This window comes from Micromonospora inaquosa, assembly GCF_003857055.1.
In the GTDB taxonomy this organism is placed as follows: Bacteria; Actinomycetota; Actinomycetes; order Mycobacteriales; family Micromonosporaceae; genus Micromonospora; species Micromonospora inaquosa.
The window spans coordinates 1-1,845 of the sequence record NZ_QGSZ01000117.1 but is presented as its reverse complement, the minus strand read 5'-3'; the positions used below and the strand labels follow the sequence as shown (position 1 = coordinate 1,845).

Sequence of the window (1,845 nt, the reverse complement as noted above, 5' to 3'; positions counted from 1 at the left end):
GGTGCGGGTGGTGCGCCAGTGGGAGAGGGCCAGGGTGGCGGAGTATCCGGCCAGGACGATCACGTGGAACAGGTAGAGCCAGAGGAGTACGGCCACGCCGGCGCCGATCTCGTCGAAGCCGCCGAACGGCACTCCCAGGTTCAGCGGGAGCGAGGCGAAGAGCACGAAGCCGTGCAGGAAGCCGGAGAGGTTCGCCGCCGTGAACGACCCGATCCCGAGGGTGGAGAGCCAGTCCGGTGAGGCCGGCCCGACGACCCGGAACACCCACACCAGCACTGGCGTGAGCACCAGCCAGACCCCCAGGAACGAGAGCACCACGCCGAGCGCGCCGAGCCAACCGCCCTGGCGTACGAGGCGGGTGGTGAGCGGGAGCGCCAGCAGGATCGACAGGAGCAGCGCGGGGGCCGGCGCGAGCAGTGGGAGCAGCAGCAGTCGGCCCCGCCAGCCGACCAGGTGCTCGTCGGAGCGGGGCGCGGCCACCGAGATGAACGCCCGGCGCAGGCCCTCGCCGTACAGCGAGGCGGGTAGCAGGGAGGCCAGCGCGAGCAGCGGGGTCAACTCCACCCCGGCGTCGACCAGCGCGTCCACCGCCCGGGGCGCGCCGATCGCGGTCGGCAGGGCCTCCACGGCGTACGAGGTGAGCTGGCGTACCCGGTCGGCCCCGGCCACCAGCGCGGTGAGCCAGATCGCCAGCAGGGCGACCGGCACCACGGCGATCGCCCCGTAGAAGGTGATCGCGGCGGCGTGCAGCGACAGGTCCCGTCCGCGTACCGGACGGAACGCGGCACTGGTGATTCGTTTCGTGCGTTGCCATCCGTCGCCCATCGGGTCCTCCTTCCCTGTCGTCGGGGCCGTCACTCCTTAAGATCGCCGGTCATGACTGTTCTCACCACCGAACGCCTGATCCTGCGTGACTGGACGGACGATCCGGCCGACCTGGCCCGGATCTACGACATCTACTCCCGTCCGGAGATCACCCGCTGGCTGGGTGTCTCGCCGGGCCTGCCGATGACCGACCCGGCCCAGGCCGTCGAGCGGCTGCGCGGCTGGCGGGACCGGCACGCGGCCGACGGCGGCCGGTACGGCACCTGGGCGGTCGAGGTGCGCGAGACAGGCACGGTGGTGGGTACGGCGCTGCTCAAGCCGCTGCCGGGGCGGGACAAGGCGGTGCGTACCGAGGACATCGAGACGGGATGGCACCTGCACCCGGATTCGTGGGGTCACGGCTACGCCACCGAGGCCGCCCGTGCCCTCTTGGCGCGGGAGTTCGCGGCCGGCACTCGGCAGATCTACGCGGTCGTGGCGCCGGGCAACGAGCCGTCGATGGCGGTCTGCCGGCGGCTCGGCATGACGCACGTGGGTCAGCGCACCGACTGGTACGGCGGCGAGTTGTTGGAGGCCTTCGTCCGCACGGCACCGGGCGGCTGAGCACTCTTCTCGAAGGTCACAGGTCCGGATTCCAATCCGGCACCCCCGGGGCCTGCGCCCCGCGCCCCGCTCATGCGTTGCGCGCCTCCGCGCTCGCGGCCAATACGCCTCAGAGCCGTATACCTCAGGGTCATATTTATTGACCCTGAGGTATACGGCTCGACGTGGTGTCCGCCCTGCCGCCTGCCTCCTCGCGGCCTCGCGGCCCGTGACGTCCAGCCGTCCGACGGCGCGTCCACGCGCGCAAGCACATAAATAGTCACGCCCGTCGAAGTGTTGACGCTCCCGTAGCACATCAGTAACCTCTGGGCAAAGCCATGCAAGATTTCGACAAAGCCGTGCTTGTTTTCGTGCATTAGCTCGGAAAAGCTGGCTTGGCGTCCTCGCATGCCGCTGTACTGCCGCTCACCCCCACCC

Annotated in this window: 2 protein-coding genes; one reads left to right on the top strand and one right to left on the bottom strand. The window is 70.3% G+C overall.

The window, feature by feature from the left end; translation table 11 throughout:
* The coding region (locus DLJ59_RS02720; protein WP_124770932.1) for a YhjD/YihY/BrkB family envelope integrity protein at positions 1-825 on the bottom strand (825 nt) is incomplete at its 3' end.
* A gap of 51 nt (positions 826-876) precedes the next feature.
* Between DLJ59_RS02720 and DLJ59_RS02715 the strand changes: the two genes are divergently transcribed.
* Positions 877-1,428: a GNAT family N-acetyltransferase gene (locus tag DLJ59_RS02715; RefSeq protein ID WP_124770931.1), complete on the top strand. Its 552-nt coding sequence runs from the start codon at positions 877-879 to the stop codon at positions 1,426-1,428.
* The last annotated feature ends 417 nt before the right edge of the window (positions 1,429-1,845 follow it).

Coding starts and splice junctions, on each gene's coding strand:
- DLJ59_RS02715 (WP_124770931.1), top strand. CDS start 877: ATGACTGTTCTCACCACCGAACGCCTGATCCTGCGTGACTGGACGGAC.